23 protein-coding genes are annotated in these 26,458 nt (G+C 60.1%); 11 read left to right on the top strand and 12 right to left on the bottom strand.

What is annotated here, in order from left to right:
• Nucleotides 1-36 precede the first annotated feature (36 nt).
• Entirely contained in the window at nt 37-1,257 is a 1,221-nt protein-coding gene (locus M8Q45_RS24775; RefSeq protein ID WP_249876782.1) for a Fic family protein, read from the top strand.
• A gap of 275 nt (nt 1,258-1,532) precedes the next feature.
• Here M8Q45_RS24775 and M8Q45_RS24770 read toward each other — a convergent pair whose 3' ends face one another.
• The 3 genes from M8Q45_RS24770 to M8Q45_RS24760 all read right to left on the bottom strand — a co-directional run bounded on the left by M8Q45_RS24770 (nt 1,533) and on the right by M8Q45_RS24760 (nt 4,065).
• The gene (locus M8Q45_RS24770; RefSeq protein ID WP_249876781.1) at nt 1,533-2,306 is read right to left on the bottom strand and encodes a MetQ/NlpA family ABC transporter substrate-binding protein; all 774 of its coding nucleotides are present in this window, start codon (nt 2,304-2,306) and stop codon (nt 1,533-1,535) included.
• A gap of 89 nt (nt 2,307-2,395) precedes the next feature.
• Nucleotides 2,396-3,058: a methionine ABC transporter permease gene (locus M8Q45_RS24765; protein ID WP_003177129.1), complete on the bottom strand. Its 663-nt coding sequence runs from the start codon at nt 3,056-3,058 to the stop codon at nt 2,396-2,398.
• Complete coding sequence (locus tag M8Q45_RS24760) at nt 3,058-4,065, bottom strand: methionine ABC transporter ATP-binding protein (RefSeq protein WP_249876780.1); 1,008 nt, start codon at nt 4,063-4,065, stop codon at nt 3,058-3,060. Before M8Q45_RS24760 ends, M8Q45_RS24765 begins: the two co-directional genes overlap by 1 nt.
• 266 nt (nt 4,066-4,331) lie before the next feature.
• Here M8Q45_RS24760 and katE point away from each other — a divergent pair, with 266 nt between their 5' ends.
• A complete protein-coding gene (gene katE / locus M8Q45_RS24755) occupies nt 4,332-6,467 on the top strand; it encodes a catalase HPII (protein WP_249876779.1) in 2,136 nt (711 codons plus the stop codon).
• 118 nt (nt 6,468-6,585) lie between these two features.
• On the opposite strand, the gene M8Q45_RS24750 is transcribed toward katE, so the two are convergent.
• From M8Q45_RS24750 to zur, 4 genes are read right to left on the bottom strand one after another with little or no spacing between them, the layout of a single operon-like run.
• On the bottom strand, nt 6,586-7,299 hold the full coding sequence (locus M8Q45_RS24750) for a PA5502 family lipoprotein (protein WP_249876778.1): 714 nt from the start codon (nt 7,297-7,299) through the stop codon (nt 6,586-6,588).
• A gap of 37 nt (nt 7,300-7,336) precedes the next feature.
• On the bottom strand, nt 7,337-8,125 hold the full coding sequence (znuB, locus tag M8Q45_RS24745; RefSeq protein WP_249876777.1) for a zinc ABC transporter permease subunit ZnuB: 789 nt from the start codon (nt 8,123-8,125) through the stop codon (nt 7,337-7,339).
• The gene (znuC, locus tag M8Q45_RS24740; protein ID WP_249876776.1) at nt 8,118-8,900 is read right to left on the bottom strand and encodes a zinc ABC transporter ATP-binding protein ZnuC; all 783 of its coding nucleotides are present in this window, start codon (nt 8,898-8,900) and stop codon (nt 8,118-8,120) included. Before znuC ends, znuB begins: the two co-directional genes overlap by 8 nt.
• Nucleotides 8,900-9,382, bottom strand: coding sequence for a zinc uptake transcriptional repressor Zur (zur, locus tag M8Q45_RS24735; RefSeq protein ID WP_198796126.1), 483 nt, complete (start codon nt 9,380-9,382; stop codon nt 8,900-8,902). Before zur ends, znuC begins: the two co-directional genes overlap by 1 nt.
• Nucleotides 9,383-9,448: 66 nt before the next feature.
• Between zur and M8Q45_RS24730 the strand changes: the two genes are divergently transcribed.
• The gene (locus M8Q45_RS24730) at nt 9,449-10,378 is read left to right on the top strand and encodes a zinc ABC transporter substrate-binding protein (protein WP_249876775.1); all 930 of its coding nucleotides are present in this window, start codon (nt 9,449-9,451) and stop codon (nt 10,376-10,378) included.
• A 64-nt stretch (nt 10,379-10,442) separates the two neighbouring features.
• Here M8Q45_RS24730 and M8Q45_RS24725 read toward each other — a convergent pair whose 3' ends face one another.
• Both M8Q45_RS24725 and M8Q45_RS24720 read right to left on the bottom strand, forming a co-directional pair.
• Complete coding sequence (locus M8Q45_RS24725; protein ID WP_249876774.1) at nt 10,443-11,393, bottom strand: homoserine kinase; 951 nt, start codon at nt 11,391-11,393, stop codon at nt 10,443-10,445.
• Between the two features lie 59 nt (nt 11,394-11,452).
• On the bottom strand, nt 11,453-11,740 hold the full coding sequence (locus tag M8Q45_RS24720) for a DUF2782 domain-containing protein (protein ID WP_030138994.1): 288 nt from the start codon (nt 11,738-11,740) through the stop codon (nt 11,453-11,455).
• Between the two features lie 74 nt (nt 11,741-11,814).
• Here M8Q45_RS24720 and polA point away from each other — a divergent pair, with 74 nt between their 5' ends.
• Nucleotides 11,815-14,583 (top strand): DNA polymerase I, encoded by a 2,769-nt coding sequence (gene polA, locus M8Q45_RS24715; protein WP_249876773.1) that lies wholly within the window; start codon nt 11,815-11,817, stop codon nt 14,581-14,583.
• Nucleotides 14,584-15,027: 444 nt separating this feature from the next.
• On the opposite strand, the gene yihA is transcribed toward polA, so the two are convergent.
• Nucleotides 15,028-15,669: a ribosome biogenesis GTP-binding protein YihA/YsxC gene (gene yihA, locus M8Q45_RS24710; protein ID WP_030138992.1), complete on the bottom strand. Its 642-nt coding sequence runs from the start codon at nt 15,667-15,669 to the stop codon at nt 15,028-15,030.
• Nucleotides 15,670-15,860: 191 nt separating this feature from the next.
• Here yihA and M8Q45_RS24705 point away from each other — a divergent pair, with 191 nt between their 5' ends.
• From M8Q45_RS24705 to M8Q45_RS24675, 7 genes are all read left to right on the top strand, one after another.
• Nucleotides 15,861-16,151 carry a c-type cytochrome gene (locus M8Q45_RS24705; RefSeq protein WP_030138991.1) on the top strand — a complete coding sequence of 97 codons (291 nt, stop codon included), beginning with the start codon at nt 15,861-15,863 and terminating at the stop codon, nt 16,149-16,151.
• A 46-nt stretch (nt 16,152-16,197) separates the two neighbouring features.
• A complete protein-coding gene (locus M8Q45_RS24700; protein ID WP_030138990.1) occupies nt 16,198-16,809 on the top strand; it encodes a c-type cytochrome in 612 nt (203 codons plus the stop codon).
• A 197-nt stretch (nt 16,810-17,006) separates the two neighbouring features.
• Nucleotides 17,007-17,651: a thiol:disulfide interchange protein DsbA/DsbL gene (locus M8Q45_RS24695; protein WP_217860749.1), complete on the top strand. Its 645-nt coding sequence runs from the start codon at nt 17,007-17,009 to the stop codon at nt 17,649-17,651.
• A 14-nt stretch (nt 17,652-17,665) separates the two neighbouring features.
• Nucleotides 17,666-18,544 (top strand): endonuclease/exonuclease/phosphatase family protein, encoded by an 879-nt coding sequence (locus tag M8Q45_RS24690; protein ID WP_249876772.1) that lies wholly within the window; start codon nt 17,666-17,668, stop codon nt 18,542-18,544.
• Nucleotides 18,541-20,556: a diguanylate cyclase gene (locus M8Q45_RS24685; protein WP_249876771.1), complete on the top strand. Its 2,016-nt coding sequence runs from the start codon at nt 18,541-18,543 to the stop codon at nt 20,554-20,556. Before M8Q45_RS24690 ends, M8Q45_RS24685 begins: the two co-directional genes overlap by 4 nt.
• A gap of 102 nt (nt 20,557-20,658) precedes the next feature.
• Entirely contained in the window at nt 20,659-21,438 is a 780-nt protein-coding gene (locus M8Q45_RS24680) for an N-acetylmuramoyl-L-alanine amidase (protein ID WP_249876770.1), read from the top strand.
• Nucleotides 21,439-21,513: 75 nt separating this feature from the next.
• Nucleotides 21,514-23,127 carry an EAL domain-containing protein gene (locus tag M8Q45_RS24675; RefSeq protein WP_249876769.1) on the top strand — a complete coding sequence of 538 codons (1,614 nt, stop codon included), beginning with the start codon at nt 21,514-21,516 and terminating at the stop codon, nt 23,125-23,127.
• Between the two features lie 7 nt (nt 23,128-23,134).
• On the opposite strand, the gene M8Q45_RS24670 is transcribed toward M8Q45_RS24675, so the two are convergent.
• Entirely contained in the window at nt 23,135-24,925 is a 1,791-nt protein-coding gene (locus M8Q45_RS24670) for a KinB sensor domain-containing domain (RefSeq protein WP_249876768.1), read from the bottom strand.
• A gap of 10 nt (nt 24,926-24,935) precedes the next feature.
• Nucleotides 24,936-26,282 (bottom strand): sigma-54-dependent response regulator transcription factor AlgB, encoded by a 1,347-nt coding sequence (algB, locus tag M8Q45_RS24665; RefSeq protein WP_249876767.1) that lies wholly within the window; start codon nt 26,280-26,282, stop codon nt 24,936-24,938.
• Nucleotides 26,283-26,458: the final 176 nt, after the last annotated feature.

Here is a 26,458-nt window from a genome sequence, read left to right as displayed (position 1 = left end):
CGAATCAACGTTACGTCACCAGTCTGCGAGAAAAAAATGATATCTATAACACCATACCTTGACGGACTTAAGCTAGGAGATTATCAAGATAAGCTTGTGCATTTATATCAAATTGACTCACACCTAAATCAAAGTGTACCGGCCTCTATTAGGGAATCCGTGGAGTGGCTCCTTCGGCAAGTAAATTGCTATTACAGCAATCGTATCGAAGGAAATCCTACGCATCCTAAAGAATTGTTGAAGATCCAATCGCCACAAACTGAATCACCCTATAATTTTCCAGTTACTCGGCCTAAAGCCTTGCAAGAGCTTCTTGCTCATCTAGAAGTACAGCTAAGGCTCAAGAACAGACAAACTACTGCAGACGAAATTACCACCCAGGAATTTATTAAAGAGTTGCATAAATCGTTCTATCAAGGCTTGCCAGAAGATCAGTTAATTGTAAAAAAGCAGGATGGCGAAACAGCTTTAGACGAGCAGGGTAATCCATTATTGATTGTTCCTGGTGAGTACCGAAAACATTTAGTGATAGTAGGAAGTCACGAACCACCACCAGCAAAAGAGTTAACCTCATATATGGATTGGCTGCAAAGAAGTTTTACTCTTTCGACAATTCATGGAACAAACCGTGTTATAGCTGCAGCTTCACTGCATCACCGGCTAGCTTGGATACATCCATTTCTTGACGGAAATGGCCGGGTAATTCGATTGCTGACGGATTGCTACATGAGACACTCTGGCTTCGGCGGCTACGGGCTATGGTCTATAACTCGCGGTTTCGCTAGAGACACAAAAGCCTATTATAATGCACTAGCTCAAGCAGACAAAGTTCGCCAAGGAATGACAGATGGACGAGGAACACTGTCTGACGGCGGGCTGGCTCATTTCACAAAATATTTTATTGATACTGCGCTAGATCAAATATCGTATTTTTCTGAACTGCTTGAGCCAAGGAAACTAAACTCGCGCATTGATATATATTTCGAGATGCGCGCAAAGGGGGCTCTACCGGCCGCGCCTGAAGAGGAACTCCCGCTTCTACAGTTGGCAGCTCGAGATATATATAAATATTTACTGGATAGAGGCCCTCAGACAAAATCAAATATATGTGCCTATTTGGGAAAAAGCGAGCAATCTCTTCGTGCAACTTTCAAGCAAATGGAATCCGAACGCCTAATCAATCTAAAAAAAGATAAACACTACAAGGCTTTTCTGTCGCCGCATGTGATTGAATACCTATTCCCTAACCTTTGGTAGTGGTGAATCTCTGCAGAAAAAGTGGTTATATTTTTTGAGAATAGAGCTAATCGGCCCTTCTTTCCAAAAAACGGCAGTCCCGGAAATTGGGCGCGGATTCTCGATGAGATAGAGAACGACAAGATCACCGTAGCTTGGCGCGGATGCGATTTGTGGCTGCTCTGGAGGACTCCGGGACATAAGGGTCTAAAATTCCACCCACCACCGGCTGAGCTAGGGAAAAAAAACGGGCCTGCATTCCCACGCAGCCCCGTTTTTTTCACCACCCGATCAGCTCAAAACGCCGGCAAAACCGCGCCTTTGTACTTCTCAAGAATAAAAGCCTTCACTTCCGGCGTATGCAACGCCGCCACCAGCTTCTTCATCGCCTCACTGTCCTTGTCATCCTCACGAGCCACCAGGATATTCACATAAGGCGAGTCGCTACCTTCAATCACCAACGCATCCTTGGAAGGATCAAGCTTGGCCTCCAACGCATAGTTGGTATTGATCAACGCCAGATCCACCTGGGTCAGCACTCGCGGAATGGTCGCCGCTTCCAGCTCACGGAATTTCAGGTCCTTCGGGTTCTCGGTGATGTCCTTGATGGTCGACAGGATGTTGTTCGAATCCTTGAGCTTGATCACCCCAGCCTTAGCCAGCAACAACAGCGCACGGCCGCCGTTGGTGGCGTCGTTCGGGATCACCACGTTAGCGCCGCCCGGCAACTCGGTCAGTGCCTTGTACTTGCTGGAGTACGCGCCCAAAGGTTCCAGGTGCACACCCGCCACGCTCACCAAGTGCGTGCCCTTGGCCTTGTTGAACTCATCCAGGTACGGCTGGTGCTGGAAGAAGTTGGCGTCCAGGCGCTTTTCCGCGACCTGCACGTTCGGCTGGATGTAGTCGGTGAAGACTTTGACCTTCAGATCCACGCCTTCCTTCGCCAACGCTGGTTTGACGAATTCGAGGATTTCCGCGTGGGGGACGGGCGTGGCCGCGACGGTCAGGGTGTCGGCGGCGTGGGCGGAAAACGCTGCGGCGGCAGCGAAGGCAACCAGTAGTTTTTTCATTCAGCTAACTCCTTTTGAGTGCCCGCTTGCGGCGCCTGTCCTCGGCGCCTGTCAGCGAATGGCCGGCTCATGTTTAATGGCGCGAGGCCTTATTTTCTAGAGAAATGCACAACCAGTTTGTCGCCCACGGTCTGTAGGACTTGCACCAGCACCAGCAGCAACACCACCGTGACCACCATAACGTCGGTCTGGAAACGCTGGTAGCCGAAGCGGATCGCCAGGTCGCCCAGGCCACCGGCGCCGACTACACCGGCCATGGCCGTGTAGGACACCAGCGTAATCGCTGTCACCGTAATCGCTGCAAAAATGCCCGGGCGGGCTTCCGGCAGCAAGGCGTTGACGATGATTTGCCGGGTAGTCGCGCCCATGGCTTGGGTGGCTTCGATGATGCCGCGGTCGACTTCGCGCAGGGCGGTTTCCACCAGGCGGGCGAAGAACGGCGTCGCGCCGACCACCAGCGGTGGGATCGCGCCGGCCACGCCCAGGGAGGTGCCGGTGATCAACACCGTGAACGGAATCATCACGATCAACAGGATGATGAACGGCAGCGAGCGCAGGATGTTGACCACCAGCGACAGCAGCGCATAAACGCCGCGGGCTTCGAGCAGTTGGCGCGGGCTGCAGAGAAACAGCAATACGCCCAGGGGCAAGCCGAGCAGCACGGTGAACAGCAGCGAGCCGAACAGCATCAGAAAGGTGTCGCCGGTGGCCAGCCAGATTTCCAGCCAGTCGATGTTTGCAAAAAATTCCATCAGCGCAGCACCTCCATGTGGACATCGGCCGCGGTGAAGCGGGCGAACGCCGCCTCCATGTCACCGCCGGTGATGGCGAGGGTCAGTTGCCCGTAGGGGGTGTCTTTGATGCGGTCGATGCGACCGGCCAGGATGCTGTAGTCCACACCGGTTTCCCGGGCGACGGTGCCGAGCAACGGCGCGTAGGTCGCTTCGCCCTGGAAGGTCAGACGCACGATACGCCCCGGCACGTGAGCGAAATCGTCGCGCTGTTCGCTTTCGTCGATCTGCTCGTCTTCCTGGACGAAACGCTTGGTGGTCGGATGCTTGGGGTGCAGGAACACCTCGGCCACCGGGCCTTGCTCGACGATCACGCCGGCGTCCATCACTGCCACTTGGTCGCAAACGCGGCGGATCACGTCCATTTCATGGGTGATGAGCACGATGGTCAGTTTCAGCTCGCGGTTGATCTCCGCCAGCAGCTGCAGCACCGAAGCGGTGGTCTGCGGGTCGAGGGCGCTGGTGGCCTCGTCGCACAGCAGGATCTTGGGTTTGGTCGCCAGGGCGCGGGCGATGCCGACGCGCTGCTTCTGGCCGCCGGACAGTTGCGCCGGGTATTTGCGGGCGTGGTCGGACAGCCCTACCCGCGCCAGCAGCTCGGCGACGCGGCGGTCGATTTCGCTGCGGGACAATTCACCAGCCAGCGTCAGCGGCAGCGCGACGTTGTCGGCCACGGTCTTGGACGCCAGCAGGTTGAAGTGCTGGAAAATCATTCCGACTTGCTGGCGGAAACGGCGCAGGCCGCTGGCGTCCAGGGCGGTGACTTCTTCACCGTCGACGATGATCTTTCCGCCAGTGGAATCTTCCAGGCGATTGATCAGGCGCAGCAGGGTACTTTTTCCTGCACCGGAATGGCCAATCAGGCCGAAGACCTGACCGTTCTCAATCGTCAGACTGGTCGGATGCAGGGCGGGGATATCCCTACCGGCGACCCGGTAGGTTTTATGGACATTTTGAAACTCGATCACGTAGCGAACCTTGTGGGGCGCGTTGAAAAAGGATCAGCGGTTAGCCGGGCGCGCATTTTAGCCTGTCCGTATAGAGGTTCTTAGCATTTATTTGAGAATGAACCAGTGATTTGGCAATAAGGCGATCAAAGGACAGATAAAAGGAACACAGCGAAACGCCGTCGGTCACTCATTAAGCAACTCAAAACATGCCCAGGTGCCGTGCCTGGCGCATCGAACTCATGGGTCCTGGCCATGGCGGGGATCGCAACGAGGAGTCATGCCTGATGAGCATTAACAAACCTGCCGCCCCCAGCCAATTGGCCGGGACCGATACCCTGGACCGCAGCAATACCAACGCCAAACTCGAAAGCCTGGAGCAGTTTCGCTCCGACGCCACCGAACAGGCGTTGCGTACCAACCAGGGCGTGAAAATCGCTGATAACCAGAACACGCTCCGGGCGGGTGCGCGTGGGCCGTCGCTGCTGGAAGATTTCATCATGCGTGAAAAAATCACGCACTTTGACCACGAACGTATTCCGGAGCGCATTGTTCACGCACGTGGCACCGGCGCCCACGGTTACTTCCAAGCCTATGAATCACATGCGGCCTTGACCAAGGCCGGTTTCCTACAGGACCCAAGTCAAAAGACGCCAGTGTTCGTGCGTTTTTCCACTGTGCAAGGTCCACGCGGTTCCGGTGACACCGTGCGGGACGTGCGTGGCTTTGCGGTGAAGTTCTTCACCGACGAAGGCAACTTCGACCTGGTGGGCAACAACATGCCGGTGTTTTTCATCCAGGACGCGGTGAAGTTCCCGGACTTTGTCCACGCGGTGAAACCCGAGCCCCACAACGAGATTCCTACAGGCGGCTCGGCCCACGACACGTTCTGGGATTTTGTCTCCCTGGTGCCGGAATCGGCTCACATGGTGATTTGGGCGATGTCTGACCGGGCCATTCCAAAAAGCTTACGCACCATGCAGGGTTTTGGCGTGCACACCTTCCGCATGATCAACGCCGAAGGCCAGAGCAGCTTCGTCAAATTCCACTGGCGACCCAAGGCCGGGACCTGTTCCTTGGTGTGGGACGAAGCCCAGAAGCTTGCAGGCAAGGATACCGACTACCACCGTCGCGACCTCTGGGAGTCCATCGAGATGGGCGACTACCCGGAATGGGAGTTCGGCGTGCAAGTTGTTGCCGAGGAAGACGAGCACAAGTTCGACTTCGACCTGCTCGACCCAACCAAGATCATCCCTGAAGAGCTGGTGCCCATAACGCCCCTGGGCAAGATGGTGCTGAACCGCAACCCGGATAATTTCTTCGCTGAAGTCGAGCAAGTTGCCTTCTGCCCCGGGCATATCGTGCCGGGCATTGATTTCAGTAACGACCCGTTGCTGCAAGGCCGGCTGTTTTCCTACACCGATACGCAAATCAGCCGACTCGGTGGACCGAATTTTCATGAGTTGCCGATCAACCGCGCCATCACGCCCGTGCACAACGGCCAGCGTGACGCCATGCACCGCACCACCCTCGACAAGGGGCGCGCGTCCTACGAACCGAACTCCATCGATGGCGGTTGGCCGAAAGAGACTCCGCCTGGTCCACAGGATGGCGGTTTTGAAAGCTACCCAGAGCGGATCGACGCCCACAAGATCCGTCAGCGCAGCGATTCGTTTGGCGATCATTTCTCCCAGGCGCGGCTGTTCTACAAGAGCATGAGTCCCCACGAAAAAGAACACATCATTGCGGCTTACAGCTTTGAACTGGGAAAAGTGGAGCGTGAATTCATCCGGGCGCGGCAGGTGAATGAAATCCTCGCCAACATCGACCTGGAACTGGCTGGGCGGGTAGCGAAAAACCTCGGCTTGCCGGCACCCACCGCAGGTACTGTCGATGTGCCGACTCCATCGCTGGAGCAATCCCCGGCCTTGAGCCAGGCGAACCTGCTCTCTGGCGACATCAAGACGCGCAAAGTGGCGGTATTGGTGGCCAACGGTGTCGATGGGGCGATCATCAATGCGCTCAAGCAAGCCCTGGAGGCCGAAGGCGCCCACGCCAAAGTGCTGGGGCCGACCTCGGCGCCGGTCACCACGGTGGATGGGCAGACGCTGGCGGTGGATGCGTCCATGGAAGGGTTGCCGTCGATTGCCTTTGACGCGGTGTTCGTGCCGGGTGGTGCGGAGTCGATCAAGGCCTTGAGTCGCGACGGCGTGGCGTTGCATTACGTGCTGGAGGCCTACAAGCATCTGAAAGCCATTGGGCTTCATGGTGAGGCCCGGCAGTTGTTGGTGGAGTTGAAGCTGGAGGTGGATGCGGGGTTGATCGAAGATGCGGATGCGAGCGGTTTTTCGCGGTTTTTTGCGGCGATTGCCCAGCATCGGGTTTGGGCGCGGGAGCCCAAGGCGAAGGCGGTTCCGGCTTGATGGCTGCCTGAAAGGGATTTGTTGTCTGGTAGGGCGCTATCGCGAGCAAGCTCGCCCCCACAGTGGTTTTGTGTCGATCACAAAATCTCATTTGGGAGCGAGCTTGCTCGCGATGCTTTTAGGGTTTACGCGGCGTCAGCACGACCTGCGCCGGCACGCTGCGCAAAATCTGCTTCTGCAGTTTCAGATCAAACCCCGGATCCAGCTTCTTGACCCGCTTGCTCAGCAACGTCGCCAGCCATGGATAATCATTGGTGCGTGGTGCCTGGATGCTGACGTCACATTGATAACTCACCACATCGGCGGCAATAGCGTCCAATTGACGACGCATTTGCTGTATATCAGCGAGGTTAAGCGCAACGGTGGTGCTCGGCGCGCTTGGGTCGATCACCTTGGCGACGGGTTTGGCTTCGGCAGCCTTGAGGTCGGCTTCGGCTTTATCCAGTTCGGCCTTACGTGCCTCGGCAATGGCGCTGTTGACCTCTCCGGTGAGTGCTGGCGCCTTTGGCATCAATGCCCGGGCACGGCTCAGGGCAGTGGCGGCGGCGTTTACATCGCCTTTTTGCAGATCGATCTGGCTACGGCGCAGGTACGCCTCGGCCAGTTGCCGCTGGTAGGGTTCCAGCGACCGGTCTTCGGGGGCCTGGCTTTGCAAAGCGGCCAATTGGTCTTCAGCGGTGGCCAACTCATTGCTGGCCAGACTCTGTTCGAGCTGCGCGATGGCCGGCCCCCTTGTATCCGGGGCTTCGACGACCGGCGGCGTGCTCTGACAGGCACCCAGCAGCAGGGAAAACGCGACAAGGAGCAGATAACGGGAGGCGAACGGCTTCATTCCTGCGACTCTCTATTTGCGCAAAAAGCGAGCAAGTCTACACCCCTCGACGGGGCAGGACAAAACTCAGCAGAAACAACGCAGCGGCGCTGACCACGATCGACGGTCCGGCCGGAGTGTCCTTGAACCACGACAGTGCCAGCCCGCCACACACCGCGAGCATGCCCAGCAGGCTTGCGCCCAAGGCCATCTGCTCGGGTGAGCGGGCGTGACGCTGTGCCGCAGCCGCAGGAATGATCAGCAATGAGGTAATCAGCAAGACACCGACGATTTTCATCGCCACGGCGATGACCACTGCGATCAACAGCATCAGGGCCAAGCGCAGGCCCACCACGGGCAAACCCTCGACTCGCGCCAGCTCTTCATGGACGGTGACTGCCAGCAACGGACGCCACAGCGCCACCAGCAACAGCAGCACCGCCGCGCTGCCGCCGAGGATCCAGGCAAGGTCCATCGGACTGATCGCCAGCAAGTCGCCGAACAGATAGGCCATCAGGTCGATCCGCACGTCCCGCATGAAGCTCAGCACTACCAGCCCGAGCGACAGCGTGCTCGGCGCCAGGATGCCCAGCAGCGTGTCGGACGCCAGCGGCTGGCGCTGTTGCAAGGTCACCAGCACCACCGCGAGCAGCAGGCAGCCAACCGTCACCGCGATGGCCGGGCTGACGTCCAGCAGAAAACCCATGGCCACGCCAAGCAGCGCCGCGTGGGACAAGGTGTCGCCAAAGTAGGCCATGCGCCGCCAGACCACGAACGACCCCAGTGGACCGGCCACCAGCGCGAGTGCCAAGCCTGCAAGCAGGGCGTACAACAGAAAATCAGCCATGCTTGCAGCCGTCTCCATGAACATGTTTTGAAGCAGAAGGGGCACTGACCACCGAACCGTGCAGGTCATGGGCATGGTCATGGTGGTGGTGATAAATCGCCAGGCTCTGTGCGTTCTTTCCGAACAACTCGACGAACGCTGGATCGCCGCTGACCTGTTCGGGGTGCCCGGAACAGCAGACGTGACGGTTCAGGCAGACCACCTGGTCGGTGGTGCTCATTACCAGGTGAAGGTCGTGGGACACCATCAACACGCCGCAGCCATGGCGGTCGCGCAAACGGGTAATCAAGCTGTACAGCTCGGCCTGCCCCGCTACATCGACCCCTTGCACCGGCTCGTCGAGCACCAGCAGTTCCGGCTCGCGCAACAGGGCGCGGGCCAGTAACACCCGCTGCATCTCGCCGCCGGAAACACTCTGGACGGGGCTGTCGATCACCTGTTCGGCGCCGACTTCCTTCAGCGCGGCCAAGGCGCGTTCACGATCGACGCCCGGTACCAGGCGCAGGAAGCGCAGGACCGACAGCGGCAACGTTGGATCGACATGGAGTTTTTGCGGCATGTAGCCGACGCGCAACCGAGGCTTGCGCCAGACGCTACCGCTGTCCGGCTTGAGCAGCCCCAGCACGGCGCGCACCAGGGTGGTCTTGCCGGCACCGTTGGGGCCGATCAACGTCACGATCTGCCCCGGTTCGACGCTTAAATGGATATTATCCAACACGTTCTGCCCGGCGAACGTCACGGCCACCTGTTCGAGGCGGATCAGCGCGTGGCTCATCAGGCCCCCTGGCAGCCGGAGCAGAGGCCGACCACTTCGACGGTCTGGGTGTCGACCACGAAGCCGACGTCCTTGGCGCTGGCGACGATCGCGTCGCTGATGGACTTCTGTTCCAGCTCGATGGCGGCGTGGCAATCGCGGCAGATCAGGAACTGACCTTGGTGGGCGTGCTCCGGATGGTTGCAGCCGACGAAGGCGTTCAGCGACGAAATGCGATGCACCAGGCCATTTTCCAGGAGGAAATCCAGGGCACGGTAGACGGTTGGCGGCGCGGCACGACGGCCATCCTGCTCGCTGAGCACGGCGAGGATGTCGTAGGCGCCCAGCGGTTTGTGGCTTTGCCAGACCAATTCCAGCACCCGCCGACGCAGGGCCGTCAGGCGCAACCCTTGGCGCGCGCAAATGGCATCGGCCTCGGACAGCGCGCTGTGCACGCAGTGGGAGTGATCGTGGGGACGGCTGGCGAGGGGGGTAATAGGCATGGGCAGCGACGAGTTCAGTGAGAGACGTTATTATGTTACCCGTTCTCGCCTCTTCGAGTGGTCATCGTGTCCCGATTTTTTTCGCTCTTTGTCGCTTTTGTCGCAAGTTTCCTGCTGATTGGCTCGGCCCAGGCCGACGTCAAGGTGCTCACCAGCATCAAGCCGTTGCAATTGATTGCCGCCGCCGTGCAGGACGGCGTGGCCGTTCCGGAAGTGCTGCTGCCGCCGGGCGCTTCGCCCCATCACTACGCGTTGCGGCCCTCCGATGTGCGCAAGGTGCAATCGGTGGACCTGCTGTACTGGATCGGGCCGGACATGGAAGGTTTCCTACCGCGTGTGTTGAACGGTCGTACGTTGCCATCGGTTGCGGTGCAGGACCTGCCGGGGCTCACGTTGCGTCATTTCGCCAAGGACAGCGCGTCCCACGAAGATCATGACGATGGCGGCGATGAGCACGATCATGACCATCGCCCCGGCACCGTGGATGCCCACCTGTGGCTGTCGCCGCACAATGCACGGGTGATCGCCGCCAGGATGGCGGCTGACCTGAGCGCAGCGGATCCGGCGAATGCTGCCCGTTATCAAAGCAACCTCAAGGGTTTCAACCAGCGCCTCGATGCCTTGGACGCGCGCCTCAAGTCGCGCTTGGCCGGGATCGCGGGCAAGCCGTATTTCGTCTTCCATGAAGCGTTCGACTATTTCGAAGACAACTATGGACTCAAGCACGCCGGGGTGTTCGCCGTGGCCGCCGAAGTCCAGCCCGGCGCCCAGCATGTGGCGGCCATGCGCACGCGCTTGCAGGCGGTGGGCAAGACCTGCGTTTTCAGCGAACCGCCGTTGCGCCCGCGCCTGGCCGAGACTCTGGTGGCCGGGTTGCCGGTGAAGCTGGCTGAGCTGGACGCGCTGGGTGGCTACACGCCGGCGACGGCGCAGGGGTATGAGCAGTTGTTGGAAAAGTTGGGCAATGATTTGGCGGGGTGTTTGGAGTCGTTGTAACCCACTGCTTTTGTGGCGAGGGAGCAAGCTCCCTCGCCACAAAGGCATCCAGATCCACTAGGTGTCAGAGGGCGAACGGCAACACCGTATGAACCGTCTGCCGCTGCGCCAACCGCTGCTGGAATTCCATCGGATCGTGAATCAACACATCCTGTCCGGCGAACGACTCGGCGGCGATCAACCGCGACAACCAGAACCGCACGCACGCCACGCGCAGCATGGTCGGCCACAACTGCGCCTCGGCGGCGGTGAACGGCCGTAGCGCCGCATAGGCCCCCAGCAATGCCCTCGCCCGTGGGCCATCGAGCACACCGTCGTCATTCGAACACCAGTCATTCAATGCGATGGCGACGTCGTACAGCATCGGCCCGGAGCAGGCGTTGTAAAAGTCGATCAGCCCGGTCAGGTGCGTGCCCTCGAACATCGCGTTGTCACGGAACAGGTCTGCATGGATGTTGGCCCGGGGCAGCGCCAGGATGCCGACCTTCTTCAGCGAAATTTCCTCCAGCGCAGCTTCCAGCAACTGACGTGGCTCGGTATCAAGGTGCGACAGCAGTTTGCCGCCCTCCTCCTCCATCCAGTCCAGGCCGCGATCGGTCTTGCGCCTGATCATGTTGTCGCGGGTCGCCAGGTGCAGATGCGCCAGCAACTCGCCGACCTGGGCGCAGTGCTGGGCGTTGGCCTGCTTGATGTGCTTGCCGGCCAGTCGCGGTTGCAGCAGCGCCGGTTTGCCGGCCAGCTCTCGCAGCGCGACGCCGTCGGTGGTGCGCAAGGCGTAAGGCACCGGCAGATCGGCGTCGTGCAGCACATCCAGCAGCTCGATGAAGAACGGCATTTCCTGCACTGGGCCGCGCTCGACCAGGGTCAGGACGAATTCGCCCTGCTCCAGGCTGATGAAGAAATTGGTGTTTTCGCTGCCGGCAGCAATCCCCTGGAAATCAAGTAGACGGCCAAGCCCATAAGGGGCGAGAAAGGTTTCCAGCTCGGGCCGAGCCAGGGGCGTGAACACAGACATGGTTAAAACTGCCAGTACGGGCGCCCTTCAGCGGGCGCCGGTTGAAGTCGGGAGCGGCATCACCACTCAAAGATTTTCCACGAAGGGATCAGCATATCCGGCTGGTCCGAGCGGATGAAGTTTGCATCAGTGCCGTCGGCGCGTACCAGGAAATAAGGCTTGCCGTTCTTGGGCGTGACCTTGATCGCGTACAGAAAGCCGTTTTGCCGATATTCCTGGATGGTTTTGTCGCCTTCGGTGCGGATGGTGACATCCGGGTCCGCCGAGGGTGCGTCGTCCGCCGCCATGACAGCTATCGGGGTGAATGCAAACAAGCCAGCGAGTAACAGGCGATTTAGTGTACGCATGATAACCTTGTCCCTTTGTCGTCAACGGTCCCGCTATTCTAGCCTTGGACCCGCCGAAAAGGTTGATCCTGCTCATGAGCCAAGCCCCCCTCGTCCTGGTGGACGGTTCTTCTTATCTGTACCGCGCCTTTCACGCGCTGCCACCGCTGACCACGTCCAAAGGCCTGCCGACCGGCGCGGTCAAGGGCGTGCTGAACATGCTCAAGAGTCTGCGCAAGCAGTACCCGGACAGTCCGTTCGCCGTGGTGTTCGACGCCAAGGGTGGGACGTTTCGCGATGCGCTGTACGCCGAATACAAGGCCAACCGGCCGAGCATGCCCGACGACATGCGGGTGCAGATCGAGCCGCTGCACGCCAGCGTCAAGGCCCTGGGCTTCCCGCTGCTGTGCGTGGACAACGTCGAAGCCGATGACGTGATCGGCACCCTGGCCCGCAGCAGCGCGGCGGCCGACCGTCCGGTGGTGATCTCCACCGGCGACAAGGACATGGCGCAGCTGGTCGATGGGCACATTACCTTGGTCAACACGATGACCGGTAGCGCCTTGGACGTGGCTGGCGTGAAGGAGAAGTTTGGCGTCGCTCCGGAGCAGATCATCGATTACCTGGCGTTGATGGGCGATTCGTCCGACAACATCCCGGGCGTCCCGGGCATCGGGCCGAAGACCGCTTCCGGCTTGCTGGTGGGCGTCAATGGCGGCCTGACCGAACTGTATTCACAGTTGGATATTGTCGCCACGCTGCCAATTCGCGGAGCCAAGACCCTGGCCGCCAAGCTCGAAGAGCACAAGGAAATGGCCTTCCTCTCCTACGAGCTGGCGACCATCAAGACCGATGTGCCGTTGGATGTGGGCCTCGACGACCTGCAGATGGGCGCGCCGGATCACGAGAAGCTCGCCGAGCTTTACACTCTGCTGGAGTTCAAGAGCTGGTTCGAAGAAAACCAGCGGGACGCCAAGCGTGCCGGCCAGGAGATCGTCGAAGTTGTCGAAGAACAGCCCGGCGCTGCCGAGGCCAAGTACGAAGTCATCCTTGACCAGGCGCGCTTCGACGCGTGGCTGGCGAAACTCGACAAGGCGCCGCTGTTTGCCTTCGTCACCGAAACCAACGGAGGTGATGCCCAGCATTCGCAACTCGTTGGGTTGTCGTTTGCCGTGGCCCCTTTCGAGGCGGCCTATATCCCGCTGACGCATTCCTACATGGGCGTGCCCGAGCAGTTGGACCGCGACACGGTGCTCAAGGCGCTCAAGCCTCTGCTGGAAGATCCGAACAAGCTCAAGGTCGGCCAGCACGCGAAATTCGAAACCAATATCCTGGCCAACTGCGCCATCGGTGGCGACCAAGACAACGGCATCCTGGTCCAAGGCATTGCCTTCGACACCATGCTTGAATCCTATGTGCTGGATTCCACCGCGACTCGCCACGACATGGACAGCCTGGCGCTCAAGTACCTGGGCCAAAGCAAGACCGACTTCCAGGACATCGCGGGCAAAGGGGTCAAGCAACTGACCTTCGACCAGATCTCCCTGGAACTGGCCGGTCCTTATGCCGCCGAAGACGCCGACGTGACCTTCCGCCTGCACCAGGCCTTGCAGGAAAAACTGGCCGCCACGCCGAGCCTGGGCAAGGTACTCAGCGAGATTGAAATGCCATTGATGCCGGTCCTGGCGCGGATCGAGCGTCAAGGGGCGCTGGTCGATGCCAACCTGCTGGGCGCGCAGAGTGTCGAGTTGGGCGAGAAACTGGTGGCTCTGGAGCGTGAGGCATTTGCCATCGCTGGCGAGGAATTCAACCTGGGCTCGCCGAAGCAACTGGGCGTCATCCTGTACGAAAAACTTGGCCTGCCGGTGCTCAGTAAAACCGCCAAGGGCCAGGCGTCCACCGCCGAAGCGGTGCTCGCCGAGCTGGCGGAGCAGGATTACCCGCTGCCCAAGGTGCTGATGCAGTACCGCTCGCTGAGCAAGCTCAAGAGCACCTACACCGATCGCCTGCCGGAGCAGATCAACAGCCGCACCGGGCGCGTCCATACCAATTACCAGCAAGCCGTCGCTGCGACCGGACGCCTGTCGTCCATCGACCCGAACCTGCAGAACATTCCGATTCGCACGGCCGAAGGTCGGCGCATCCGCCAGGCATTCGTTGCGCCGAAAGGCTACAAGCTGCTGGCGGCGGACTATTCGCAGATCGAGCTGCGGATCATGGCGCACCTGGCCAAGGATGAAGGCCTGCTCCATGCGTTCCGCAATGACCTGGATGTGCACCGTGCCACCGCCGCCGAAGTATTCGGCGTCGAACTGCAAGCCGTCACCCATGATCAGCGTCGCAGTGCCAAGGCGATCAACTTCGGCTTGATCTACGGCATGAGCGCGTTCGGCCTGGCCAAGCAGATTGGCGTCGATCGCAAGCAGTCCCAGGCCTACATCGACCGCTACTTCGCCCGTTACCCGGGTGTGCTGGAATACATGGAGCGCACCCGCACCCAGGCGGCCGAGCAAGGCTTCGTCGAAACCATCTTTGGTCGTCGCTTGTACCTGCCGGACATCAACGCGAAGAACCCGGCCCTGCGCAAAGGCGCCGAGCGCACCGCCATCAACGCGCCGATGCAAGGCACCGCCGCCGACATCATCAAGAAAGCCATGGTGGCCGTGGATCGCTGGCTGGCGACTTCAGGGCTGGATGCGAAGGTGATCCTGCAGGTTCACGACGAATTGGTCCTGGAAGTACGCGAAGACCTGGTCGATCAGGTGAACGGGGAAATCCGCCAGCACATGAGCGCCGCCGCCACGCTGGACGTGCCGCTGTTGGTGGAAGTAGGTGTGGGCAATAACTGGGATGAGGCGCACTGATTCCCACGTCCTGAGGCCTAGGGCTCTTGTGGCGAGGGCGCTTGCTCCCGCTCGGCTGCGCCCTGTAGGAGCTGCCGAAGGCTGCGATCTTTTGATCTTGATTTTTCACTTGAGATTCAAGCGTCAGGGGAAAGATCGCAGCCTCGTTTCACTCGACAGCTCCTACGGGCCTGCTTCGCAAGACCGTTGCCACATCGAATCGCCGAAAACACTGGCTTGGCTTCGTTAGCTCTGAAAATTCCTACAGTTATTTCCAAAAAAATCTGAACTAAACCCGTGAAATCCCACTCAGAGATTCTGAATGGCTGGTGAAGCCCTTCAATGCTCCTATGTTGTGTTAAGTGTTGGCAGATATCTGGACCCCGCCCTAGCGGTCCGGAACTTGGACCCCGAACTTCCCCCTCCCCATACGAAGTCCGGGGTTTTTTTTGCCTGCGATTTGGCTTATTCAGCCGCGTCGCTGCCCTTGTCCGCCAGCTCCATCCAGTCGGCCAGCACCGTGTAGGCTTCTTCCAGCCCCATGCGCTTGGGGGCCGAGAACAATTGGATGGTGATCGTATCGCCCCACCCCTTGCGAATCTCCGACTGCACCTTGAGCAGCGTGTTCTTCGCGGCGCCGTAGGTGAGTTTGTCGGCCTTGGTCAGCAGGATGTGCATCGGCATGCCGCTGGCGACTGCCCAATCGAGCATCAGCAAGTCGAAGTCAGTCATCGGATGGCGGATGTCCATCATCAGAATCAAACCCTTCAAGCTCTCGCGGCTGCCCAGGTAGGCTTCCAGGTGGCGTTGCCAGTGTTGCTTGAGTGGGATGGGTACCTTGGCGTAACCGTAGCCGGGCAGGTCGACCAAACGGCGTTCATCGTCTAGCTTGAAGAAGTTCAAGAGCTGCGTGCGACCCGGGGTTTTCGAGGTGCGGGCCAGGCTCGCATGAGTCAGGGTGTTCAGCGCGCTGGACTTACCGGCGTTGGAACGCCCGGCGAAAGCCACTTCGAAGCCTTCATCGTCAGGGCATTGATCGACTTTGGCAGCGCTGAGCATGAAGGTGGACTGTTGGCACAGGCCGAGGATAGGGTTCTTCAGTTGCATGGGATTTCCGATGTGGGCGGCGTCGGGAATGGACGCGGCAAGCTGTGTCGTTTCCGTTTCAGTGACGCCAGTATATAATGCCGCAGATTTTGTGTGCGCTTTGTCCCAGCGTAGGATGAGGCTCACGGGAGCGACCGACCGAAATTGCGCACTAGAACGCAGCTCGCTCTCAACCCTGAAAAGGTCGTTTTATGACGAAATGGCTGCTAGCTGCCGGTGTCTTGATGCCGCTTTACAGCGCTCAGGCTACACAGGATCCGGAAGCTGTGTACAACCGTGTTTGTGGTGCTTGTCATTCCGGCCAACTGCCCACGGCACCCCGCAAGGGTGACCGGGAAGCTTGGACGCCAAGATTGGCGAAAGGTATGGGGACGCTGGTGCAACACGTGACCCAGGGTTTCAAGGCGATGCCGCCGCGTGGTTTGTGCATGGACTGCAGTGCCGAGGATTACCAAGCCATCATCCAGTGGATGAGCGAGTAAACCCGGTCCATAACTCTTTAACCCTTAGCCGTAGTTGGATTAGCTGATGAACAAACTGATCGTGAGTCTGCTGTTGACCTTGGGGATGTCCGGCGTAGCCCACGCCGCAGGCGATGCCGCCGCCGGCCAGGCGAAAGCGGCCGTATGCGGGGCCTGCCACGGCCCGGATGGCAACAGCATGGCGCCCAACTTTCCGAAACTGGCGGGCCAGGGCGAGCGTTATCTGACCAAGCAATTGCATGACATCAAGGACGGCAAGCGTGTCGTCCTGGAAATGACCGGCCTGCTGACCAACCTGAGCGATCAGGACCTGTCGGACATCGCCGCTTATTTCGCCAGCCAGAAGGGCAGCGTCGGCGCCGCTGATCCAAAGCTCGTGGCTCGCGGTGAAGCGCTGTTCCGCGGCGGCGACCTGGACAAGGGCCTGCCCGCCTGCACCGGCTGCCACTCGCCGAATGGCAGCGGCAACGCCGCCGCAGGCTTCCCACACCTGGGCGGCCAGCACGCGCAATACGTCACCAAGCAATTGACCGATTTCCGCAAGGAAGAAGGTGGTCGTGCCAACGACGGCGATGCGATGACCATGCGCACCATCGCTCGCAAGCTGAGCGATGAAGACATCGCCGCTGTGTCGAGTTATATCCAGGGCCTGCATTAAGACCTTTGACCGGGCGTTGCGAGGTTTGTATTTCCCGCAACGTTAACCCTCGATTAATCTGTCGATGCAAGCATCAAAAGGGTGGCTTTGGCCGCCCTTTTTTGTGGCCGCTGCCGTTACACTAGCGAACTTGAACCCGCCACGATCTGTCATAGAAACAGGTCTCGCGAGGCCACCTCATTGTCCAGGAGTAAAGCATGCGTAATCTGATCATCAGCGCCGCGCTCGTCGCCGCCAGCCTGTTCGGCATGGCCGCTCAAGCCAACGCCGAGGAATCGAAGGCCCCTTACGTCGAGTTGACCAACCCCGTTCCGGTGGCTGTGCCTGGCAAGATCGAAGTGGTAGAGCTGTTCTGGTACGGTTGCCCGCATTGCTATGCATTCGAGCCGGTCATCAATCCATGGGTCGAGAAACTGCCTTCGGACGTGAACTTCGTGCGTATCCCTGCCATGTTCGGCGGCCCATGGGACGCCCACGGCCAGATGTTCCTGACCCTCGAAGCCATGGGCGTCGAGCATCAGGTCCACGCAGCGGTGTTCAATGCGATCCAGAAAGAAGGCAAGAAGCTGACCAAGAAAGAAGACATGGCCGAGTTCCTCGCGACCCAGGGCGTCGACAAGGACAAGTTCCTGGCCACGTTTGACTCCTTTGCTATCCAGGGGCAGATCAAAAAGGCCCGTGAGCTGGCGAAGAAATACGAAATCACGGGCGTGCCGACCATGATCGTCAATGGCAAATACCGCTTTGACATCGGCTCCGCTGGCGGCGCGAACGAAGCACTGCAACTGGCCGACAAGCTGATCGCCAAAGAGCGGGCGGCGACCAAGGCCGCTGCCAACTAAGCGTAGCGCCTGCCATGGCCCGCTGGAGCACCGAACGCGTCGTTGGCCTGCATGAAGCCCGGGTCAACGAGCATCATGTCGCGTCCACGGGCCTGCCTGCCGACAGTCGTTTGCGGCTGCTCAGCTTCAATATCCAGGTCGGCATCAGCACCGAACGCTACCGGCATTACCTGACCCGGGGTTGGCAACATGTGCTGCCCCATACGGGACGCGCCGGCAATCTGCAAAAGATCGGCGACCTGTTGAAGGATTTCGATCTGGTGGCCTTGCAGGAAGCCGACGGCGGAAGCCTGAGGTCCGGCTACGTCAACCAGGTCGAACACCTTGCCCAACTGGGCGCCTTTCCCTACTGGTACCAGCAACTCAATCGCAACCTCGGTCGCCTCGGCCAGCACAGCAATGGTGTGTTGAGCCGCTTGCGACCATGGGCGATCGAAGACCATCCGCTGCCGGGCCCCAAGGGCCGCGGCGCGATCCTCGCGCGTTTCGGCGAAGGTCCGGAGGCGCTGATCGTGGTCATGATGCACCTGGCGCTCGGGGCGCGTACCCGCACCATGCAACTGGCGTACATCCGGGAGCTGATTGGCGGCTACAAGCATCAAGTGCTGATGGGCGACATGAACACCCACGCCACCGACCTGTTGCAGACGTCCCCCCTGCGCGATCTTGGTCTGCTTGCCCCGCAACTTGAAGCGACATTCCCCAGCTGGCGTCCTCAACGCTGCCTGGACCATATCCTGCTGAGCCCGACCTTGACCCTCGAACGGGTCGAGGTGCTGGCACAGCCCATTTCCGATCACCTGCCCGTCGCGGTCGAAATACGTTTGCCCGGTTCGCTCACGGCTGATGCATTCCCCGCGCTGAGTCCTACCCCTCGCGGATCCGATGAATGAGCGACGACGCCGAACGCTGGAGAGAAAAATACCTCAAGAGCATCGAACAACAGGAAAAGCTCGAGCGCCGCTGGGACGCTCGGCTCGACTTGTTGCGTCGTGGCCTGGTGCGCAGCACCCTGGCCGCCGAGGGTACCGATCGGGCCGTGGACCAATGCATGAAGGAAATGCGCGAAGTGGTGCGTACCGACAACATGGACGCCGCCCTCGCCGCCCTGCTTCCGCGCCTGGAGAAAGCCGTACTTGATTCCGAACAGCGTCGCGAGACTCGCGCTGAACAGGTGAGCGCGGCGCTGACTGCCCTGGTCGCCCAGTTGCAGAGCCTGCCGTTGCCGAAGGACGTCAGTCGACCGTTGAAGAAGTTTTCCAAGCAGTTGGAAGCCCGGGTCGACCAGGCGCGGGAAATCCCGTTGTTGCTCAGTGAGCTGAGTCAATTGCAAGGGCAGGCGATCAGGGCACTGGACACGCCGGAGGAACCGAGCCGTCCCGGCCTGCTTCAACGACTGTTTGGCGGCCACGATCACTCGGAAGCGACACCCGCGTCGACGCCTGAAGCCGAAGCGGCCCCGCTGCCCTCCCCACCCCAGGCAATTGATACGGCAGCCGCCGCGTCGGCGCCGCCGGTGTCCACAGCGGAACAAGTCCACGTACCGGACATGACGCCCGAGCCGGTGGTATCCATTGAAACAGTAGACGAGCCTGATCCAGCACCAGCACCAGCACCAGCACCAGCACCAGCACCAGCACCCGTCGTGTCGCATGCCCAGCCGAGCATCGAGTCGGCGCCGACCGTCGATGAAACCACCGAGCCGGTGCCCGATGCCCAGAATCCCGACGAGCTGACGCCAGAGGAACCGCCCCAGCCCCTCCTGGAAGCTGCGTCCGCTCCGGAGGAACCGGCCGAGCTTCCCGCAGCGGTCGATCCGGACGAGTCTCCCTACAACCTGCCTGATTCTCCGGAGCCGTCCTACAGCTCGGTCGCTCGCCATATCGAAGACACCTTGCTGGGGCTGCTGGGTGACCTGACGTTGCCGGAGCGGCATCGTCCTCAAGCCGAGGCCATGCGAGAACGGCTGAAAAACGGCCTGAACTGGTACGAGCTACTGCCGGTTCTCGACGACCTGGCTGTGCTCATGCTGGCGATCACCGACAGCGGCCAGCACGAATTCGAAGCTTATCTTCAGCGGCTGAACGATCGGCTGGAGTCGTTTCAAAACACCCTGAGGGCGGCCAGCGAAGACCATGCCGATCATTCGTCGGCCTCCAGGGAGATGGACACCCAGATCCGCGAGCAGGTCGATGGCTTGCAAAACAGCGTGCAGCAGGCCGATGACCTGGAGAGCCTCAAGCACGTGCTGGAAAACCACCTTGAAGGTTTGCTCGGCACGATGGATCAGCACCAGAAACAACGGGATTTGCGCGAGCAGGAAGTGTCGGCTCGCCTGAAAAGCCTGGCCGAGCGCGTTGCATTGATGGAGCAGGACGCCCTGATCGTTCGGGAGAACCTGGAAGAGCAGCGGCAAAAAGCGTTGGTCGATCCGCTGACCGGCTTGCCCAACCGCGCCGCCTGGAGCGAACGTCTCGAACAGGAAGTCGAGCAATGGCAGCGGCATGGCAACAGCTTGCTGATTGCCATGCTCGATCTGGATCATTTCAAGCGGATCAATGACAACTATGGCCACCTGGCCGGCGACCGTGTGCTGAAGCTCATCGCCTCGGTGCTGCGCAAGCGTATACGCGGTGGCGATTTCATTGCCCGCTTCGGCGGCGAAGAATTCGTCCTGCTGGTCCCCGATACGCCTCTGGCCGCCGGTGCAAAACTGGCCGAGGCGTTGCGCGCGGCCATCGAAGCCTGTCCGTTTCACTTCAAAGGCGAACCGGTCACGGTCACGGTGTCCATGGGGATGACGGCGTTCAAGCCGGGAGAGCATAGCGATCTGGTGCTTAAAAGAGCCGATCAGGCGCTATATCGAGCTAAAAACGCAGGACGTAACCGCGTGGAACTGGGCTGAGGCTTCAATTGTTCCAAATTATTTAATGTTGCGGTCCAATCGGATCATTCGTGGACGATACGTTACACTGTTGCATTATTTTTCTGCATGCACGCTATCGCCATGAAATTCGCCCTGCTTCTTGTTTCGTTGCTTCTCCTGGCCGGTTGCGCGAGCGGCCCCCGACTCGACACCAGCCATCCCTCGGTCAACCACGACAGTCGAATCCAGTTCGTCGTGGTGCATTACACCTCGGCGTCCCTTGAACGCTCCCTCTCCCTGCTGACCCACGGCGAAGTCAGTGCCCACTACCTGATCGGCGATGACAAGAACGCAACCATCTACAAGCTGGTGGACGAAAGCCGCCGTGCCTGGCATGCCGGCGAAAGTGAATGGCAAGGCCGGACCTGGCTCAACTCCAACTCGATCGGTATCGAAATCGTCAACCCGGGCTATATCGATACACCCACCGGACGTCTCTGGTATCCCTACAGCGAAGCCCAAGTCCAGTCCCTGATCGTCCTGCTCAAGGACATCACCCGGCGTAACGCGATCAACCCGGTGAACATCATCGGTCACAGCGACATCGCGCCCATGCGCAAACTGGACCCCGGGCCGTTGTTCCCCTGGAAACGCCTGGCCGAGGCCGGCTTGGGGGTTTGGCCAGACGAACGGGCAGTCGCTCGCCAGCAGGCCGCCTATGTGGATCAGCTCCCCAGCGCCAGTTGGTTCCAGGCCGAGTTGGCGCGCCTTGGCTACCCCACGCCGCGCACCGGTGAATGGGACGTCACCACTCATCAGGTCCTGGCCGCGTTCCAGATGCGCTATCGACCGGCCCGGTTCGATGGCGCGCCAGACGCCCAAAGTGCGGCGATCCTGACGGTCCTCAACCAGACAAAATAATGACGCCCGTCCGACTGCGCGGGCCAATTCCAAAACAGAAGCTATAACTCATTGGTAACTTTCGGATTACCAACGATGACGGCTGCCCGAGAAACCCTGCAAAGCTGGCTCCATCGCCCTGTTTTCCTGGCGATGGTCGCGGCTGCCCTGAGTACCGTGCTGTTGCTGGCGGGGAGCCTGTTCGTGGTGATGCAACAGATCCAGCAGCGCGAAAGCGACCAGATGAATGCCCAGGGCGAGCGTTTTCTCCAGCGCCTGGAACAGCTTTTCGGCCAACTGCGCGAAAGCCTCGATGACCTTCAGGCACAACCTCTGCGCGGCTGTGACGACGACATGATCGCGACGCTGCAACAGGTGAGCTTCAATTACCGCTTTGTCTATGAAGCCGCTTATATCGATAGTCACGGCGTATGTTCCAATCGCCCGCGCCAGAGCGGCTTATCGTTGGCCCGCCCACCCGACTTGCGAGGCCCGGCCTACAGCTACTGGCTCAACACCACCACGGAGCCCGACGAAAATCGTGCCGCCCTGATGTTGGGGCGCGGCAATTTCCGGGTCGCTACGTCTCGCGGTCACCTGACCGATGTCGTCGATCTGCCCCCAGGCAGCAGCCTCCTTGTGGTCCTGGACGAGGGCGAGCGGGCCATTCCAGTCCTCGGCACCGAGCAACGCTGGCCGCCGACGGAACCGTGGCCGCCGAAAAGCCGGGATGCCTTGCAAGTGACTCAGACCCGGCTGATCTACCGGATGCCGACCGATAATCCGGAATATCAATTGGTGCTGATTGCGCCGCGCAACGGCCTTCGCATTCCCGCCAACGCCTGGTGGATGCTGCCGATCAGCTTGATGCTGGGCCTTGGTATCGGCTTCCAGGTCTTTTTGCTGGCGCGTCAGCGCCAATCCATGGACGCCGAACTGCACGGGGCCATCCGGCGCGGCGAGTTACAAGTGCTCTATCAGCCGATTTTCGACCTGCGCAGCCGCAACTGTGTCGGCGCCGAAGCGTTGCTGCGCTGGCGACGACCAGACGGTACGCTGACCAGCCCGGACCTGTTCATTCCCATGGCAGAGAACACCGGGCAGATTCGCCAGATTACCGACTTCGTCCTGCAGCGGCTGTTCGACCAGTTGGGCCAGTTGTTGCGCGCCAATCCGCACCTGTATATCTCGGTGAACCTCGCGGCCTGCGATGTGATGGTCCCGCGCATTGGGGAAGTGATTACCCGCCTGCTGGCGCGGCATCGAGTGTCGGCGCACCAGATTGCGTTCGAAGTTACCGAGCGTGGGTTGGTTGATGTGCTGGTGGCCCGGGATAACCTGCAATCGCTGCGCGACCTGGGGCATCAGGTCCTGATCGACGATTTTGGCACCGGTTATTGCAGCCTGGCTTACCTGCAGACGCTGCCGGTGGATTGCCTGAAAATCGACAAGGCCTTCATCGACGCCTTGGGTCATGATGCCGCCAGCAGTGGCGTGGCGCCGCACATCATCCGCATGGCCCATGCGTTGCAACTCAAGGTGATTGCCGAAGGCATCGAACATGAGGCCCAGGCGTCATACCTGAGCAGCGAGGGCGTGAAGTTCGGTCAGGGTTGGCTGTTCGCCCATGCGCTCAGTGCGGTGCAACTCATCGAATTGATCACCCGCGGTCGGCGCTTGCTCGGACGACGCCTGGACGACGAAGCGTGACGCGGTTTCAGACCGTCAGGGCCATATAAAACTGGGTGCCCTGCCCTGGCCTGGAATAGACGCCCATGCGTCCACCATGCAGCTGGACGATCTCCTTGCACAACGCCAGGCCGAGCCCCGCGCCGCCTTTTTTGCGCCCGACCTGGACGAAGGGTTCGAAGATCCGGCCCTGCTGGCCGTAGGCGATACCCTCGCCGTTGTCTTCAACGCTGATAATCATCCGTTCGCCGTGGCGCCGGGCCTGCAAACGGATCTGGCCGTCATCGTTGGTATGGCGCATCGCATTGTCGATCAAGTTGTCCAGGACCCGGTCCAACTGCGCGGCGTCGGCATGCAGGCGCGGCAACGGCCCCTGGATCTCGACCAACAGCTCGATGCCCTTCGCTTCGGCCTGCTCGGCAAACCGCAGCCGGGCCGCGTCCAGCATTTGCTCGATGGAGCAAGGCGCCAGGGTGAGTTTCTGCAAACCATTCTGATAGCGGGAAAAGTTGAGCAGGTCGTTGATGAGCTGCATCAGCCGCTGCATTTCTTCATTGACCGTATTGAGCAGATCCGCCTCCCGGGAATCATCCGGGAAATGCACGCGCTCCTGCAGCAGCCCGAACGCCATGTGCATACCGGTCACTGGGGTGCGCAGTTCATGGGATGCCCGCAATACGAACTCACTGCGCACCCGCTCGAAGGCGCGCTGTTCGGTGACGTCATGCAATACCATCACGGCCCCGAGAATCTGCCCCTGGGTATGGATGACCGGCGTCAGGCTGTAAGTCAGCACGCGGGATTCACCATCCACCTCGATGCTCAGGTCGTCTGGCGCGCGCTCTTGCGAGCCCCCGCGCAGCACCACTTGCAGCTCGTCATCCAGTTCGATACGCCCAAGCGCCTCGCCCAATCCTTGGCCCAGGCGTTCCTGGTCCCAGCCCAGTTGCCGTTGCGCCACCGGGTTGAGGTGCTCCAACCGGCCCTGGCGGTCGATCATCAGCAAGCCGTCGTCGATGCTGTCGAGCACCGCTTGCAGGCGTTGCTGGCCGGCGAGCAGTTCATCGACATTGGTGGCCTGATGTTCGCGCAACGCCTGGGCCATGATGCCGAAACGACGCGTCAGCAGGTTCAGTTCCGCCGCTGAGGAAATGGGCAGGGTCACCTCGAAATTGCCTTGGCCTATATTGTCTGCCGCAGCCGCCAAGGCCTCGATCGGCGTGCCGAAACGCCTGGCTATGCCGTGGGCGGTCACGAACCCGATGATCAATACCGCCAGGCCCACCAGGCCCAGCAAGCTGGCAATCAGAAGGGCCCGCTCACGGGCGCGGTCCTGTGTATCGCTGATTTGGTTCAGTGCGTGTCGATAGCCATCGATCAAGCCGCCGCGCAGCACGTTGAATTTTTCGGTGAGGTCCTGATTGCTGCTCAGTGGCGTCGATTTTTGGAGAGACGCGTCGAAAGCCTGGATGAAACTGATGTAATCGGCTTTGGCATGGCTGAAGCGGGCGGCTGAATCGTCCTGTTCCCGCTCATGGGCAATGCCTTCATCCAACAACTCGAAATATTGGCGCTTGGACGCTTCCAGCGCCGCCAGATCGGGTTTTTCATCGAGCATGATCATCAACTGATCGCCCAGCGTCTGGCGCAACTTGAGACCCAGGTCGAGCAGGATAAAGTTGTCGCGCACGGACTTTTCCTGGGTATTGGCCATCTGCATGACGCTGACGAGGCCCAGCAAAAGCCCCAGCAGCGCCACGGTAATCAGTGCCGAAATACTGAGGAACAGCCGTGTGCGCAGCTTCATCGCCAGTTTCATAAGGTGGCGCTCACAGGTTGTATTGCTTGCGTTTGCGGTACAGCGTAGACGCATCGATGCCCAGGGTCTTTGCCGCTTGGTCGAGGGTATCGGCGGTGGCCAACACCGCGCCGATGTGGGCCTTCTCCAGTTCATCGAGGCTCAGCGCGGCGCCGATTCGCGGGGCGTTGTTGACCGGTTGCTCGGCCATGCCCAGATGGCTGATTTCGACTTTTTCCTGCGGGCAAATGATGCTGGCCCGCTCGACCACGTTGCGCAGTTCGCGAATATTGCCCGGCCAGCGATAACCCAGCAGTGCCTCCCGCGCTTCATCGCTGAAACCCCGCGCTGGGCGGGCGTATTCCTTGACGAAGCGCGCCAGGAAGCGATCAGCGAGGGTCAGGATGTCCTCGGCGCGCTCGCGCAATGGTGGCAAGTGCAAGGTAATGACGTTCAAGCGATACAACAGGTCTTCGCGGAAACGTCCATCGCGCACCATGTCTTCGAGATTGAGATTGGTCGCGGCGAGGATCCGTACATCGGCGCGACGGGTGACTGGGTCGCCGACCCGCTCGTATTCCTTGTCTTGAATAAAACGCAGCAACTTGGGTTGCAACGCGAGGGGAAAATCGCCGATCTCGTCGAGGAAAAGCGTTCCGCCATCGGCTTGGTTGACCCGCCCCAATGTGCTCTCGCTGGCCCCGGTGAAGGCTCCGCGGCTGTGGCCGAACAATTCGCTTTCCATCAGTTCGGTGGTCAGGGATGGGCAGTTGATGGTGACGCAGGATTTCTTCGCGCGCTTGCTCCAGCCATGGATGGCCCGCGCCAGCTCACCCTTACCGGTGCCGGATTCCCCCAGGATAAGAATGTTGGCGTCGGTGCTGGCGACCTGGCGGGCGGTTTCAAGCACGACTTTCATGGCCGGACTGTGGGAGTCGAGGCCGTCCTTCGGCTTGCGGATCTCTCCTTCCAAGGCCTCGAGCCTGGCGGATAACTGACGTACCTCCAGTTGCTTGGCCGTCGCCAGGCGCAGTTGATCCGGGCTGCAAGGCTTGACCAGGTAGTCGGCGGCCCCGGCCTGGATCGCATCGACAGCGGTGTCAACGGCGGAATGGGCGGTGACGATCACGACCCGCATCCACGGTGCCTGGATCCGCATCTGCGCCAGCACATCGAGACCATTGTCCTCGCCCAGTCGCAGGTCGAGAAAGCACAAGTCGAACACCTGGCGTTGCAGCAGGGCTTCGGCCTGGGCGGCGCTGTTGGCGGTGGCGACGCAATAGCCTTCGTCTTCAAGGCAATAACGGAAGGTACGCAGGATGGCGGACTCATCGTCCACCAGCAGAATGCGGCCTTGATGCTCAGTGGCGGATTCCATTTTTCCTACGCTCCTTAATGAATGATGATGATTAGTGTCAGAAAAATCGGGCAAGTTGCATGGTCCATTCTGGTCGAATATTACTCACCGAGCAGGCTTCTGTGGACCTCTGGCGTCTAAAAGCCTGATTTTCATCTTTTTTTCCACCCCGCCCGTAGCCTTCGGTTCGGTTCGCT

The organism is Pseudomonas sp. T1.Ur (assembly GCF_023516725.1).
GTDB classification, from domain to species: domain Bacteria; phylum Pseudomonadota; class Gammaproteobacteria; order Pseudomonadales; family Pseudomonadaceae; genus Aquipseudomonas; species Aquipseudomonas alvandae.
Note: the sequence above shows the minus strand (reverse complement) of the source record. Positions and strands in the feature narration are given on the sequence as shown.